At 66.3% G+C, this 14107-nt stretch carries 15 protein-coding genes; 5 read left to right on the plus strand and 10 right to left on the minus strand.

The window, feature by feature from the left end:
* Positions 1-121: 121 nt before the first annotated feature.
* On the plus strand, positions 122-1414 hold the full coding sequence (locus EO081_RS00510; RefSeq protein ID WP_129340031.1) for a hypothetical protein: 1293 nt from the start codon (positions 122-124) through the stop codon (positions 1412-1414).
* Positions 1415-1727: 313 nt separating this feature from the next.
* Here EO081_RS00510 and rplL read toward each other — a convergent pair whose 3' ends face one another.
* Both rplL and rplJ read right to left on the minus strand, forming a co-directional pair.
* Entirely contained in the window at positions 1728-2108 is a 381-nt protein-coding gene (gene rplL / locus EO081_RS00515) for a 50S ribosomal protein L7/L12 (protein WP_129340032.1), read from the minus strand.
* 54 nt (positions 2109-2162) lie between these two features.
* Entirely contained in the window at positions 2163-2684 is a 522-nt protein-coding gene (rplJ, locus tag EO081_RS00520) for a 50S ribosomal protein L10 (RefSeq protein ID WP_129340033.1), read from the minus strand.
* 423 nt (positions 2685-3107) lie between these two features.
* On the opposite strand from rplJ, the gene EO081_RS00525 reads away from it, so the two are divergent.
* A complete protein-coding gene (locus tag EO081_RS00525; RefSeq protein ID WP_240697486.1) occupies positions 3108-3671 on the plus strand; it encodes a L,D-transpeptidase family protein in 564 nt (187 codons plus the stop codon).
* Positions 3672-3761: 90 nt separating this feature from the next.
* Here EO081_RS00525 and EO081_RS00530 read toward each other — a convergent pair whose 3' ends face one another.
* The 5 genes from EO081_RS00530 to EO081_RS00550 form a co-directional block, all read right to left on the minus strand.
* Positions 3762-6887: a TonB-dependent receptor domain-containing protein gene (locus tag EO081_RS00530; RefSeq protein WP_240697487.1), complete on the minus strand. Its 3126-nt coding sequence runs from the start codon at positions 6885-6887 to the stop codon at positions 3762-3764.
* 248 nt (positions 6888-7135) lie between these two features.
* Positions 7136-7828 (minus strand): 50S ribosomal protein L1, encoded by a 693-nt coding sequence (rplA, locus tag EO081_RS00535; protein ID WP_129340035.1) that lies wholly within the window; start codon positions 7826-7828, stop codon positions 7136-7138.
* A gap of 4 nt (positions 7829-7832) precedes the next feature.
* Complete coding sequence (gene rplK, locus EO081_RS00540; RefSeq protein WP_125960771.1) at positions 7833-8264, minus strand: 50S ribosomal protein L11; 432 nt, start codon at positions 8262-8264, stop codon at positions 7833-7835.
* Between the two features lie 173 nt (positions 8265-8437).
* A complete protein-coding gene (locus EO081_RS00545; RefSeq protein WP_129340036.1) occupies positions 8438-9121 on the minus strand; it encodes a spermidine synthase in 684 nt (227 codons plus the stop codon).
* Complete coding sequence (locus EO081_RS00550) at positions 9118-9453, minus strand: DUF6481 family protein (protein WP_129340037.1); 336 nt, start codon at positions 9451-9453, stop codon at positions 9118-9120. Before EO081_RS00550 ends, EO081_RS00545 begins: the two co-directional genes overlap by 4 nt.
* 326 nt (positions 9454-9779) lie before the next feature.
* Between EO081_RS00550 and EO081_RS00555 the strand changes: the two genes are divergently transcribed.
* Genes EO081_RS00555 through EO081_RS00565 form a run of 3 tightly spaced genes read left to right on the plus strand, consistent with a single transcriptional unit; the run spans position 9780 to position 12377 of the window.
* Positions 9780-10571 (plus strand): CDP-alcohol phosphatidyltransferase family protein, encoded by a 792-nt coding sequence (locus EO081_RS00555; RefSeq protein WP_240697488.1) that lies wholly within the window; start codon positions 9780-9782, stop codon positions 10569-10571.
* Positions 10571-11662 carry an inositol-3-phosphate synthase gene (locus EO081_RS00560; protein WP_129340039.1) on the plus strand — a complete coding sequence of 364 codons (1092 nt, stop codon included), beginning with the start codon at positions 10571-10573 and terminating at the stop codon, positions 11660-11662. The genes EO081_RS00555 and EO081_RS00560 overlap by 1 nt, the downstream gene beginning before the upstream one ends.
* A gap of 1 nt (position 11663) precedes the next feature.
* Positions 11664-12377 carry a phosphocholine cytidylyltransferase family protein gene (locus EO081_RS00565; RefSeq protein ID WP_129340040.1) on the plus strand — a complete coding sequence of 238 codons (714 nt, stop codon included), beginning with the start codon at positions 11664-11666 and terminating at the stop codon, positions 12375-12377.
* A gap of 115 nt (positions 12378-12492) precedes the next feature.
* On the opposite strand, the gene nusG is transcribed toward EO081_RS00565, so the two are convergent.
* The 3 genes from nusG to EO081_RS00580 all read right to left on the minus strand — a co-directional run bounded on the left by nusG (position 12493) and on the right by EO081_RS00580 (position 13996).
* The gene (gene nusG, locus EO081_RS00570; protein ID WP_125960777.1) at positions 12493-13029 is read right to left on the minus strand and encodes a transcription termination/antitermination protein NusG; all 537 of its coding nucleotides are present in this window, start codon (positions 13027-13029) and stop codon (positions 12493-12495) included.
* Between the two features lie 10 nt (positions 13030-13039).
* The gene (secE, locus tag EO081_RS00575) at positions 13040-13237 is read right to left on the minus strand and encodes a preprotein translocase subunit SecE (protein WP_129340041.1); all 198 of its coding nucleotides are present in this window, start codon (positions 13235-13237) and stop codon (positions 13040-13042) included.
* Positions 13238-13417: 180 nt separating this feature from the next.
* Positions 13418-13996, minus strand: coding sequence for a YqaA family protein (locus tag EO081_RS00580; RefSeq protein ID WP_129340042.1), 579 nt, complete (start codon positions 13994-13996; stop codon positions 13418-13420).
* Positions 13997-14107 lie beyond the last annotated feature (111 nt).

Consider the following 14107-nt stretch of genomic DNA (forward strand, 5'->3'; position numbering starts at 1 on the left):
CGACAGCCGGGTTGGACATGTGCCCGCCTTGGCTTCATCTCGCCTTGGGTTTGCCACGATCCGGCGCAGGAGGGGCGTGGGGTGCTGGCGGCCGGTGCCCGGATCGGCGTTGGCGAAGCGCATGACCATTCGCGCCCTTGCCGTACCCGCCGTTCTGTTCGTGCCCCTGGCTGCCGCCGCGCAGGAGGCGGTACCTAGCCAACTCCCCTGGACGCTGCCGCCGGGCAACAGCGTGACGCCGCCGCAGGTCGTTCCCCCGGTTGCGCCAGAACCTACCCCCGAGGCAGCGCCCGCGCCGACTCCGGCGCCGCGCCGGACCGCGCGCCCGCAGCCGACCGCTGCCCCGGCCCCCACGCCGACCGCGACGCCGCGGCCGCGTCCGGTCGCCTCACCGGCACCCGAGGCAGTGCCGAGCGCCGAACCCACGCCCGCAGCCCTGCCGACGCCCGAAGCGGAGCCGGTGGTCGAGCCCGTGCCCGAACCGGCGCCCGAGCCGACCGCCGCACCCACGGACCTCCCGGCCATCCCGTCCGAGCCCGCAGCGGACTCGCGCAGTTCGCTGCCGTGGGTCCTGCTTGCCGCCGCACTCGTCGCCGCACTGGCCGCGCTGCTGTTCTGGCGCCGCCGCAAGCCGGAAGAAGCGGACGAGGCGGAGGCCGAGCCCGCTGCGGAGCCGACGCCGTCCGCGGCCCCGCTCGTCGAGGCAGCGCCGGAAGCCACCGTTCCGGCAGAGATTGCTGCCGCGCCCGCAGCGCCGACCTTCCTGAACCGCCCGGTACCGGCACCTGCGCCCGAACCGGCGGCGCCGAGCTTCCTCACCCGCCCGGTGCCCGAGCCCGAGGGACTGGTGGTCTCCACCGCCTTCCGCACGCCCCCTGCCGCACCCCCGGCAGCCACGCCGCCGGCCGCAGAGCGCGCGCCGCTGGACTTCACGTTCCTGCCGATGGCGATGGGAACGGAAGGGGACAAGGCGGTCGTCCGCTTCGAACTCGGTGCCAGCAACCCGGCCGACATGGCGGTGGCGGAGCTGCGTTTCGCCGCCGGCCTGTTCGGCGCCAGCCCCCAGCAGGACGCCGAGATCGAGCGCTTCTTCGCTGAGATGCCGCAGCATGCGCAGCTGCAGCCGTTCGCCGTCGCGGCGGACGAGTCGCGCTCGATCGAGGCGACCGTGTCGCTTCCGCTTGCCAATCTGCCGGTGCTGAGCGCGGGCGAGCGTCGCTTCTTCGTGCCGGTGATGGCGATCGACGCCCGGTATCGCTGGGCCGACGGTCGCGAGGCACGTACGCGCGTCGCCTTCGTGGTCGGGCGGCAGATCCAGGGCAGCGACAAGCTCGCCCCCGTGTTCCTCGATCGCGGCGATCGGATGGTCGATCGGCTCGAGGCGCGGCTCCACGGCGAGGTCCGCCGCGACTGAGGCGGGCTGCGGAGGGGGCACTCTACTTTCCGCCCGCCGTCATGCTGACGAAGGTCAGCATCCAGACGCGCTCCGCTTCCGCATCTGGCGGAGCGGCAATGGATCCTGACTTTCGTCAGGATGACGAAGGGTAGGGGGCCGCGTCCGACTGCCGTCAGGATGACGAACAAGGCGGGGCCTGCGTCCGAATCCCGCCAGGAAGACGAAGGACCCGCCGCCGCCGACCTCCGCACACGCAAAAAGGGGCGGCTCCCGGTGGGAGCCGCCCCTTCTCTTTGTCGGCAAGAGCCGTCCGGCCGAAGCCGGACAGAGCTTACTTGACTTCGACGGTGCCGCCGGCGCCTTCGATCTGGGCCTTGATCTTCTCGGCCTCGTCCTTGGCAACGCCTTCCTTGATCGGCTTCGGCGCGCCCTCGACGAGAGCCTTCGCCTCGGTCAGGCCCAGGCCGGTGATCGCGCGGACTTCCTTGATGACGTTGATCTTCTTGCCACCGTCGCCGGTGAGGATCACGTCGAACTCGGTCTTCTCTTCGACAGCAGCAGCGCCGCCAGCAGCGCCACCGGCAGCCGGAGCAGCCGCAACCGCAGCAGCGGCCGAAACGCCCCACTTCTCTTCGAGCAGCTTCGAGAGCTCAGCAGCCTCGAGGACGGTCAGTTCGCTCAGCTGGTCGACGATCGCGTTCAGGTCAGCCATGTGTAATCTCCAAAATCAGATAGTTCGGGTTGATAGTCAGGGCAGGGGCGCCGATCAGGCGGCCTCCTGTTCCTTCTCCGCATGCGCCGCAAGCACGCGGGCGATCTGCGCCGCCGGTGCCTGGGTGATGGTCGCGAGCTTGGTCGCAGGTGCCACGATGAGCCCCACGATCTTGGCACGCAGCTCGTCGAGCGACGGCAGTGCGGCAAGAGCCTTCACGCCTTCGGCATCGAGAAGCTGGCCGCCCATCGCCCCGCCGACGATCTCGAGCTTGTCCGTGGTCTTGGCGAAGTCGTTGACGACCCGGGCAGCAGCCACGGGATCGGCAGACGTCGCAAGCGCGGTCGGCCCGGTCAGCAGGTCGGCAATGACCGAATAGTCGGTGCCTTCCGCTGCGATCTTGGCAAGGCGGTTCTTCGCGACCTTGTAGCTGGCGCCGGCTTCGCGCATCTTCGTACGGAGCGCCGTCGACTGGGCGACGGTCATCCCGAGGTTGCGGGTGATGACCACCACGCCGACCTCGTTGAAGGTGCGGTTCAGCTCGGATACCAGCTCACTCTTTTGAGCGCGATCCATGCCGTTCTCCTCACAATTGGGCGGTGCGCGAGGCACAGCCCGGTACATGTCCCGGTGGCGAACCACCGGGGGCGACGTGTCCGAGGGGCATGGGCTCTGGTGCCAGCGGATCAACCCGATGGCGGACCGGGCGCTGCCGAAGCAGGTCGCCAGGAATAGAATCACCTTCCCCGTCTAGGCAGGACATTAAGCCGGAAGCCGGCCCCTGCTGTCTCGGACGGCGAGCCGGACGCGCACGCGCCCGGATCAGGTCGCGCCCATAGCAGATCGCGGGTCGGGCGCAAGGGGCACAACCGGAGTCCCGCAAAGAAACAGGAGCGGGTGCAGGGGCTTGTGCGGCGGGATGCAGCCACGGAGCAGAAATGGTAAACAACCCGTTAATAGACGGCGCGTGGCCATCCCGGCTGCGCAGGGAGGCTGTTGATGAGACTGTTTCGCTCGCTTGCGGGATCGATGCTGGCAGGCGCCGCGCTTGCGGCGGTGCCCGCGCAGGCCGCCCCGGCGCGGCCTGCGGTGGTGAGTGTCATGGAGACCAGCGGCGTCCTCCGCCCCGGCGAGTATCTCTGGGCGCCGGAGGGCGTGGCGCCCGGCAAGCTGTCGATCGTGGTCGATCTGCTGCGCGAGCGACTCTACGTCTATCGCGGCGGCGTGGAGATCGGGCGGACGCTGATCATTTACGGCGCGGACCACAAGCCGACGCCCACCGGCAGCTTCCCGATTCTGGAAAAGGATCGAGACCACATCTCGAACCTCTACAATGCGCCGATGCCGTACATGCTGCGGCTCACCTGGGGCGGTGTCGCCATCCACGGGTCGGGCGAGGACGTCGACAGCCGCTATGCGACTCACGGCTGCATCGGGGTCCCCGACGAGTTTGCAGCGCTGCTGTTCGCCCAGGCGAGAAAGGGCGACTCCGTACTGGTGACGCGCGATTGGATGCCGGAGGTGTATGGTGCCGAGGGAGTGCAGGTCGCGTCCGCCGGCTAGCGGCGGCTTTTTGCTAGGAAATCAAATCGCAAGAAAAAGCCGGCCGGACCGTGGGTCCGACCGGCTTTTTCTAGTTCAAAGGCGCTTGGCTTACATCTTCACCGAGACGCCGACGTACATGAAGCGACCGACGTTGTCGTAGATCGCGTCCTCGCCGTTACCCAGCAGGCCATAGGGCGGCCGCTTGTCGGTGAGATTGTCGATGCCGCCATAGAGGCGGAACTGGTCGTTCACCTCTGCCGATGCCCGGATCGCGTGGTAGAACACGCGCGGATAATAGACCACGTCCGCATAGTTCGGGTCGAGCGCCGGGACGCCATAGGTGTCGTGCTGAGCTTCCCAATCGGTGATCGACTGACGACCGATATAGCGCAGCTGGTACCCCAGGGTGACGTTCTTGTGGGTGTAGTCGGCCGACAAGTTGATGTTCCAGATCGGATCACCGAGTTCGCCCTTGATCCGCTCCCGCTGTTCCGGATTGTCGAGGTACGGGAAATCGTTCCGCGTGCGCACCCAGGTACCGACGGCCCGGAGGGCGAGGCGATTGTCGGCGTCGAAGCGGTGGTTGTAGGCGATGTCCATGTCGATGCCGCGCGCTTCGAGTGCCGCGAAGTTCACCGTGCTCTGGAGCAGGGCGGTGGGTGCGAACTCGCCATTCGCCTGGCGCGGATTGATCAGGCCGCAGAACTGGTTCTCCAGCGAAGCCGCGTCATAGCACGCATCCAGGATGGTCTGCGCATCAACCGCGGCGATCACATTGCTGATCTTGATGTCGTAATAGTCAGCGGTGATCGCCAGCCCAGGCAGGAACGATGGCTGGACGATGACGCCGTAGGTCCAGCTGCGCGAACGTTCCGCTTCCAGGTTCGGGTTGCCACCCGACAGGATCTCTGTGCTGCCCGCACGTGCCGCGTTGTTGACGAAGCCGGTCGGCACGCCCGCCGCGGCACAATTGGCGACGCGGCTCGGCCGACCCGTGTTGATGAAGTTCACGTCGCACGGATCGTTGAGCTGTGCGAAGTTCTGGGTCGGCGAGGAGTAGAGGTCCGATAGAGTCGGCGCGCGCACCGCCTTCGAGTAGTTCACGCGGAACTTGATGTCGCGCACCGGTGCATAGATACCGCCCACGTTGTAGGCCCAGACCGTCCCAGTCGCGCCCTTGTAGTCGGCGACGCGGACGGCACCGGTCGCGGTCAGTTCCTCTGCGAACGCCATGTCGCGCAGAACCGGCATCTCGATTTCGCCATAGGCTTCCTTCACCTCGAAGGACGGCGGGTTGAACGGCGGAATTGCGTTCAGGAAGGTCGCGCCGCTGCTCACGAGTTCGTCGTAGGCGTAGGATGCGGTTTCCCGCCGATATTCCGCGCCCAGGGCAAAGCGCACCGGACCACCGGGCAGCTCGAAAAGCTGCGAGCTGTCGCCGACCACGTTCGCATTGACGTCGAACTCGGTCGCCTTGCCGGTACGGGTCGAGTTGGTGTTGATGTAGTTCAGTGCAGCCTGGCTCGGCGCACCTTCGCCAAGGACGTTGAGCGGCACGCAGTTCGGATCGGTGATCGAAGCCTGGTTGATCCGGCAGACGATCTCGCCCGCACCATTCCGCACCGCGTCGACCGCGTTGTAGAAGTTCTGGTTGATGCGATTGTTGTAGAAGGTCGACCGGCTACGGAACTCGCCATAGTTGACCGAGAAGTCGTACTTCCAGTCCTCGTTGAACGTGCCTTCGGCGCCGACCACGATGCGGTAGGTGTCGCGACGATCATATTCGTCACGCGTGCCAAAATCGTTGTTGTTCCGGTTCAGGCGGAAGAAGGTCGCACCTGCCGGCAGCATCGAGCGGATCGTCGCCGCTGCTCCGGGCTGCAGATAGGGGTTGTCGAGCGAGATCGGGATGCCGATCGACTGACGCGCAAAGCCCGAAGTCGCGGGGCGGAGGATGTCGTTGCCGTCTTCATCGGTATCCGCGACCAGGCCCTGCTCGCCGCCCTGTGCGAAGGTCGGCGTACCCTGGTTGAAGCTCTCGACTCGGACGAACTTGGCTTCGAAGAACGGCTTGAATCCCTCGGACACGTCATAGTGGCCGAGCAGGTTGGCGACGTAGCGCTTCAACGACGGGTTGAGCGTGCCGCGGTCGTTCAGGATCGCGCCGTCACCGCCGTTGTTGTTGTTCGAGCCGGCGGGACGGAAGTCCTGGCCATAATTGTACTCGCGCAGCGACCCGTCGGTGTTGAAGCCGAACACGCGCGGATAGCCGTTCGGCAGGCATGCCATCGTCACGCCATTGCCGCACGTCCCGATGCCGGCGCCGCTGTAGGCGATGAAGTTGCCGCCGTTGTCGTAGCCGAAGCTGCGAACGCGGTTCAGATAGGTGCGGTTGGGGGTGTCGTTGTCGGCCGCCGGGCTGTCGACCAGCTGGAACTGGCGGCGGCCCGTAAAGGCGCCGGTGAGATCCGGCCGGTCGGTGTAGGTCAGCAGGTTCTGCCGGTTATACTCGAGCGCAAGCGCGATGTTGCCCCGGCCCTCGGCGAAGTTCTTTCCGAACGTGCCCGATACGCGATAGGTGCCGCGGTCGCCCTCGTCACTGAGGCCGCCCTGTGCATTGAGCGTGACGCCATCGAAGTTCCGCTTGAGTACGAAATTGACCACGCCGGCCATCGCGTCGGAACCGTACACTGCGGAACTGCCGCCCGTGACCACGTCCACCCGATCGAGCAGGTCGGTCGGGATCGTGTTGGTGTCGACCAGGAAGTCGCCTTCCGATCCGGTAATGTGGCGGCGGCCGTTCACCAGCACGAGCGTGCGGGTAACGCCCAGACCGCGCAGGTCGAGGAAATTGACGCCGGACGTCCCGATGTACTGCGTGGAGTTCGCCTGGCTGTAGGTTGAGCGCAGCGACGGCAGGTCGTTCAGGACGTCGCCTACCACGACCGCACCAGTGCGGGTGAGGTCTGCCGCGGACACGCTGGTCACCGGGATCGGCGAATTCAGCGTCGGGCGCGAGATGCGCGAGCCGGTGACGACGACTTCACCACCGGTGTCCTCAAGCGCGGGAGCCGGAACCTCGGTCTGCGGGGCGCCGATCTGGTTCTGGTCGGTGGAGGCCGATTCCGCGTCGGCCGGGGTGGTGGTCTGCGCAGCGGCACCGCCGGCGAGAACCAATGCGATGGTGGAGGCCGTCAGTCCGAAGACTGCCTTCCGAACGAATACGCGTGTCATCTGATACCCTCTGTCTACCCGGCTGCCCATTACTCGGCTGCGCCAGCTAGGCGTGAGACACCCCTCCGGATCAAAGAACAACATGCTGCGCAGCATTTTTGCGAAAACAGGCGATGTGTTGTGATCAGGCAACACTATGTAAACAAAGGTAAATAACGTGATGCTGCAGGGGCTGCCGGCATGCTGCACATACGAAAAAGGGCCGGGATCGCTCCCGGCCCTCTTCGTTCCGTTCTGTCCCGAAGGGATCAGGCGGTGGCGACTTCCGTCACGTCCACCCGCACGCCCGGGCCCATCGACGACGAGAGCGCGACCTTCTTCAGGTACTTGCCCTTGGCGCCGGTCGGCTTCGCCTTGACCACTGCGTCGACCAGCGCGTCGAAGTTCTCGCGCAGGTCCTCGGCCGAGAAGCTCGCCTTACCAATGCCGGAATGGATGATGCCGGCCTTTTCGACGCGATACTCGACCTGACCGCCCTTGGCGGCTTCGACCGCGGCGGCGACGTTCATGGTCACGGTGCCGAGCTTCGGGTTCGGCATCAGGCCCTTGGGGCCCAGCACCTTACCGAGACGGCCGACCAGGCCCATCATGTCCGGCGTCGCGATGCAGCGATCGAAGTCGATCTTGCCGCCCTGGATGGCTTCCATCAGGTCCTCGGCGCCGACGACGTCCGCACCGGCTGCCGTGGCTTCCTCGGCCTTGGCGCCGCGAGCGAACACGCCCACGCGGACGGTCTTGCCGGTGCCCTTGGGCAGGGTCACGACGCCGCGGACCATCTGGTCTGCGTGGCGCGGATCGACGCCCAGGTTCAGCGACACTTCGACGGTCTCGTCGAACTTGGCGGTTGCGTTGGACTTCACCAGCGCGATCGCCTCGTCAACGCCGTGCAGCTTCTCGCTGTCGATCGTCCAGGTCTTCTGCTTCTTGGTCAGCTTGGCCATGATCTCAGCCCTCCACCACTTCGAGGCCCATCGCGCGGGCGGAGCCTTCGATGATCTTGGTCGCTGCCTCGATGTCGTTGGCGTTCAGGTCCTTCATCTTCGCGGTGGCGATGTCGGCCACCTGCGAACGCTTGATCGAACCCGCAGTCACCTTGCCCGGCTCCTTCGAGCCCGACTTCAGGTTCGCTGCCTTCTTGAGAAGGTAGGTCGCCGGCGGCGTCTTGGTCTCGAACGAGAAGGAGCGGTCGGCATAGACGGTGATGACGGTGGGGAGGGGCGTGCCCTTCTCGACGTCGCCGGTCTGCGCGTTGAACGCCTTGCAGAATTCCATGATGTTCACGCCGCGCTGACCCAGCGCCGGGCCGATCGGCGGCGACGGGTTGGCGGCACCAGCTGCAACCTGCAGCTTGATATAGCCGGTGATCTTCTTTGCCATGTTTCTCACTCTGTAGCGGGGCAGGGCGCAAAGGCCTCGCCCGTTTCAAGTTTAGCGGTTCGATCGGCAGCCCGAAAAGGGCGGACGCCTCCCGCACAAGCTTCCACGCATGACGTTGGAAGGCGCGCCCTTAGCCGAAACCGGGTACGCTTGCAACGCGTGGCCCTGCGGCTTCAGACTTGCGCGAACCAGATGACGTGCAGCGGCCCCTTGCCGTTCTCCCGTGCGCGGACCCGAACCTCGTCGACGGCGAAGCCAGCCTGCGCCAGCCGGCGGGAGAACGCCGAGTCGGTGCCGGCGGACCATATCGCCAGAACGCCGCCGGGCCGCAGCGCGGCGCGCGCGCGTGCAAGCCCCGAAGCCGAATACAGGCAGTCGTTCTCCTGCCTCGTGAGCCCGTCCGGGCCATTGTCGACGTCGAGCAGGATCGCGTCGTAGCGCTCGGGCCCGGGTCCGGCGGCCGCATCGGCAATCGCGGCACCGACGTCGCCCATGCGGATCGTCACCCGCGGATCCTCGAGACACCCTTGCGTAAGCGATGCCATCGGCCCTCGCGCCCATTCGATGATGCCCGGCACCAGTTCGGCGACCGTAACGCTGGCACTCTGGCCGACCACGCCCAGTACGGCACGCAGTGTGAAGCCCATGCCATAGCCGCCGATCAGCAGCCGCGGCGCCGGTCGTCCCTTCAGTCGATCGCAGGTCATCGTACCCAGCGCGACCTCGGAACCGCGCATGCGGCTGCTCATCAACTCGTTGCGTTCGAGCAGGATCATGAAGTCGCCGCCGCGGCGGACCAGCCGCAGCGGCGGCCCTCCGGGAACCTCGGCGACTCCGATCAGCTCGCGCGGAGTCACCGCTTGCGAGCTTTGCGCGCAGCGTATCGGGCGTCGCGGGCAGCCTTGAGTTCTTCAGCCGTCTTCTGGGGCTTGGGCGCGGCGGGTGCCTGGGCGGCACGGGCTGCCTCCGCCTCGGCCAGCTTGGCGGCCTTCTCCGCCTCGGCCGCCTTCAACCGCTCGGCGCGGCGCTCGGCGGCGGCTGCCTTGCGGGCAGCCTGTGTCGCCTCGCGCGCCGCGATCATCGCTGGATCCGCGGCGGGCTTGTTGCGGAGCTTTTCGAGCGCCGCCTGCTTGGCGGTGCGCGACGCGGCTGCGCGTTCAGAGAAATCGGGAGTCTTATACCCTGCCATATCAAGTCCGTTATGGGCCGCGACCATCGCGACCGGAGAGGGAGCCCTTTAGACCAATATGAGGCAGAGTCTCGCATGCGAATGGGCGCGGCCCCGCTTGGATTTCCGACAAGGCATGCCGAAGGGGGCCGGCCACGCCTCTCCCCCGGCGATCGCACCGTCTCGATTTCGATGCCGAGTCCTTGGGACCTCGTCGCAAACTGCTTGCTGCAAAGGCGGGTGCACCTGTACGTGACATTTCGATGACCCCCCCTCCACCGGACCAGTCAAGAGATCGCCGGATCGAGGATCCTACCAACCTGTGGGTCATTCACCCGGCAGGGCGGATGCTACTGCCCTGGTTCCTCGCTCGGAAGATTTCGGCAAACGCGGTCTCCGTCGGAGGGCTCACGCTCGGCGTCTTGGCCGCTCTCGCCTATGGCCGCTGGGAACACTGGCCGTTCGTCGTCGCGGGATCGGTGTTGTCGGTCGGATGGCTGATCGCGGACGGACTGGATGGCATGATCGCGAGAGCCACCGGCACGGCAAGCCCGCTCGGCCGGGCACTCGACGGTCTGTGCGACCACGGCGTCTTCATCCTGATCTACCTGGTTCTTGCCGGCACGATCGGTACGCCGGAAGGCTGGTTGCTGGCGATCGTTGCAGGCGTCGCGCACGCGCTGCAGTCCAACCTCTACGAAGGCGAGCGCGCGCGCTTCCACCGTCGCTGCCGGGGATTGGCGTCGGCGCCCGCGCACTCCAGCCGCAACCCGCTCGTCCGTTGCTATGACCGCATCGCCGAGACGGTGGATCGGTTCGCCCGCCCGTTCGACGATGCCCTTCGCGGCAGCAGCGACTCCGTCGGCCTCGCGGCTGTCTATGGGGAGCAAGCGGCCCGGCCGATGCGGCTGATGCGATTGCTGACCGCGAACACCCGAGTGGGAGCGATATTCCTCGCCTGCCTCGCGGGCGATCCGCGGCTGTTCTGGTGGTTCGAGATCGGACCGCTTACCCTGGTTCTCATCATCGGGCTGGTCTGGCATCGCAGCGTCGAGGCCCGGCTAGCCTGCAGCGCGTCTCCGGTGGAGCGCGCCTTTCCCTCTACGCCAATCATCCAGTCGAAGGACGTGAAGAAGTAATGCCGAGCATCAACATCGCAGTCGTCGGCGTCGGTAACTGCGCCAGTTCCCTCGTTCAGGGACTTTCCCATTATCGCGACGGCGCCAACGAGCGGACGGGCCTGATGCATTGGGACCTCGGCGGCTATCGTCCCAGCGACATCAAGGTCGTTGCCGCCTGGGACGTGGACCAGCGCAAGGTCGGCAAGGATGTGGCGGAGGCGATCTTCGCCAAGCCCAACTGCACCGCCATCTTCTGTGCCGAGGTCGAGCCGACCGGCGCGGTCGTGCAGATGGGCAAGGTGCTGGACGGCGTTGCCGAGCATATGTCCGAGTACAAGGACGACCGCACCTTCCTGCTGGCCGACGCGAAGGAGCCCACGAAGGAAGAGGTCGTCGCAGCGCTCCGCGCGACCAACACCGACGTGCTGATGAACTATCTGCCGGTGGGCTCCCAGGCCGCGACCGAATTCTACGCGGAATGCGCGATCGAGGCGGGGGTCGCCTTCGTGAACAACATCCCCGTCTTCATCGCCAGCAACCCGGAATGGGCGAAGCGGTTCGAGGATGCGGGCGTGCCGATCGTCGGCGACGACATCAAGGCGCAGCTGGGCGCCACCATCGTCCACCGCGTGCTGACCGACCTGTTCGCCAAGCGCGGCGTCAAGCTGGAGCGGACCTATCAGCTCAACACCGGCGGCAACACCGACTTCCTCAACATGTCGAACCACCGCCGCCTCGCGTCCAAGAAGATCTCCAAGACCGAAGCGGTCCAGTCGGTCGCGGCCGAGCGGCTCGAGGAGGACAACGTCCACATCGGCCCGTCCGACTATGTGCCCTGGCAGAACGACAACAAGGTCTGCTTCCTGCGCATGGAAGGCTCGATGTTTGGCGGCGTGCCGATGAACCTGGAACTGCGCCTCTCGGTCGAGGACAGCCCGAACAGCGCCGGCGTTGCGATCGACATGATCCGTTGCGCGAAGCTGGCGAAGGACCGTGGCCTTGCCGGTCCGATCGACGCTGCCTCTGCCTATTTTTGTAAGCATCCGCGCACGCAGATGACCGACGACCTCGCGCAGCAGGCAGTGGAAGCGTTCGTCGCGGCCAATTGAGGTGATCGACACCGCCATCCTGCTGGCGGCCGGCGAAGGAAGCCGGTTGCGTTCCGCAGCGCCGTTTAAGCCACTGTGCACCGTCGGGGGGCGCTCCCTGGTGGATCACGCGATCACGGGGCTGGCGCAGGCAGGCATGGCGCGTGTCGTGGTCGTGCTCGGCTATGGCGCCGAGCAGATCGAGGCGTCTCTCGGCGGGCGGTCTTGGCCGCTCGCCGTCGAGACGGTGCGGGTCGAGGACTATCGCCAGCCCAATGGCGTGTCCGTCCTGGCGGCAGAGCGGCATGTCGCCGGCGCGCCTGCCTTGCTCGCCATGTGCGACCATCTTGTCGACCCGGCGCTCTACCGACGCATGGCCGAGGCGGGCGAGGCGGTCACCGGCGCTCGCTTGGGCATCGACCGGCGGCTCGACAGCGACTGGATCGACCTGGACGACGTGACGCGCGTGCAGACCGCGGACGGACGCATCGTCGCGATCGGCAAGGGGCTGCACCCCTACGACTGTTTCGACACGGGCGTGTTTGCGGTGGGGCCGGCGCTGTTCGCCTCGCTGCGGGCGCTTGCCGCGCCGTCGTTGACCGAGGGGATGCGCGCTCTTGCCCGCGACGGCGACGCATGGGTCACCGATTGCAGCGATCTCGACTGGATCGATGTCGACGACCAATGGGCGCTGGACAAGGCGGAGGCCTGGCTCGGCACCATCACCGTCGGCTAGATGCAGGGTCCGGCGAGCGAAGGATCGCTACGCAAAAGAAAGGCCGGAGCCTGAGGCTCCGGCCTTTCTTGTTCTTACCGTGCAGATCCGATCGCGTCGCGCGATCGCGCCCGGCTTATTTGCTGCGCTCGACCTGCTCGAAGTCCAGTTCCACGGGCGTGGCGCGACCGAAGATGGACACCGAAACCTTGACCTTCGACTTGTCGAAGTCGAGTTCCTCGACCAGGCCGTTGAAGCTCGCGAACGGGCCGTCGAGCACCTTGACCGAATCGCCGATCTCGAAATCGACCTTGATCTTCTGCTTGGGGGCGGCGGCGGCTTCCTGCTTGGTGTTCAGGATGCGCGCGGCCTCTGCCTCGCTGATCGGCTGCGGCTTGCCCGACGAACCCAGGAAGCCCGTCACCTTCGGCGTGTTCTTCACCAGGTGATAGACGTCGTCGTTCATGTCGAGCTTGGCGAGGACGTAGCCGGGGAAGAACTTGCGCTCCGACTGGACCTTCTTGCCGCGACGGACCTCCGTTACGGTCTCGACCGGCACCTCGACGGATTCGACCAGCCGGTCGAGCCCGAGGCGGGTGGCGTCGGCCAGGATCTGGTCGCGGACCTTGTTCTCGAAACCCGAATAGGCGTGGATGATGTACCAGCGCGACATGCAGTATCCTTTAGGCGGTTAGGCTCAGCAGGGCCTTCACGATCGCGTCGAACCCGGAGTCCACCGCGAAGAAGAAGACGCCCAGCAGCGTTGCCATGATGACCACCATGACCGCCGTCATGACCGTTTCGCGGCGCGTCGGCCACGTGACCTTCTTGGTCTCGGTCTGGACCTGGCGGATGAACTCTGCCGGAGATGTCTTCGCCACTGTTTCACCTGAAAGTCTTGTGCGTCACCAACCGCGGGGCAAGGGTCCGCTGCCCGGTTCCTTTCCGAAGGAACCGGCGCAGGCCATCCACGCTGTCGGATTGGGTCTGGTATCTAGCGATGAAGCCTGCGCGGCGCAAGCGATGGATGGGAAGGATCCGGCGGGGCGTCTCCCCTGGCCTCAGAGGAGTCCCACCGCCAGGAAGCCGCCGACCAGCGCCACCAGCACGGCGATGCCGATCAGGTTCAGCCGACGCTCGATGAACGCCTGCACGGGAGCGCCGTAGCGCTTGAGCAGGAAGGCGATCAGGAAGAAGCGGAACGCGCGGGTGACCAGCGCCGCGGCCATGAAGGCGGCAAAGTTGAACTTGGCCAGGCCGCTGGCGATCGTCACCAGCTTGAACGGGATCGGAGTGAGCCCCTTGATCAGGATGATCGCGGCGCCCCACTGCGCGTACCAGGCCTGAAACTCGTGCGCCTTGTCCTCGAGACCGTAGAGGTGGATCAACCACTGGCCCAGGCTGTCCCAAAGGAAATACCCGATCGCGTAGCCAAGCGCGCCGCCGAGAACGGACGCGATCGTGCAGATCGCTGCGATCCGATAGGCGCGCTCGCGATGCTGCAGCACCACGGGGACGAGCACCACGTCGGGCGGAATGGGGAAGAAAGAGCTCTCGCAAAACGACACTACCGCCAGGCTGCGCACGGCGTGGCGATGGTTGGCGAGGCGGAGCGTCCAGTCGTAGAGCGCGCGAAACATCGACAGGTCCTGGGAAAAAAGCAGGCGACATGCCGGAAGGCGTGCCGGAACCCGTCGCGGTCGCGCCAGGCGCGGGTTTCCTAGGCGGCCCGCCAAAGCCAGGCAAGCGGT

The organism is Sphingomonas desiccabilis (assembly GCF_004135605.1).
Lineage (GTDB): Bacteria > Pseudomonadota > Alphaproteobacteria > Sphingomonadales > Sphingomonadaceae > Sphingomonas > Sphingomonas desiccabilis.